The organism is Streptomyces tricolor (assembly GCF_002155905.1).
GTDB lineage: Bacteria > Actinomycetota > Actinomycetes > Streptomycetales > Streptomycetaceae > Streptomyces > Streptomyces tricolor.
The window spans coordinates 1-214 of the sequence record NZ_MUMF01000409.1 but is presented as its reverse complement, the minus strand read 5'-3'; positions in this window follow the sequence as shown (position 1 = coordinate 214).

The window sequence follows — 214 nt, the reverse complement described above, 5'->3', positions numbered from 1 at the left end:
CGCGGCCATCGCGGCCGACGGATCTCCATACGGTCTCCCCGTGCTCGTCTCCGACCCGGAAGACGCGGGCGACGGCGATCCGGTTCGCCGTCCCGTCGCCTCACAGCACGCGTCCGCATGCCGTGAACCCGCGGAAAATACCCGTGACGGCCGCGCAACGGGCACGCAACGTCGCCCGGCCAGGATCCTTCCATGACGGCGTCCACCCCACCCC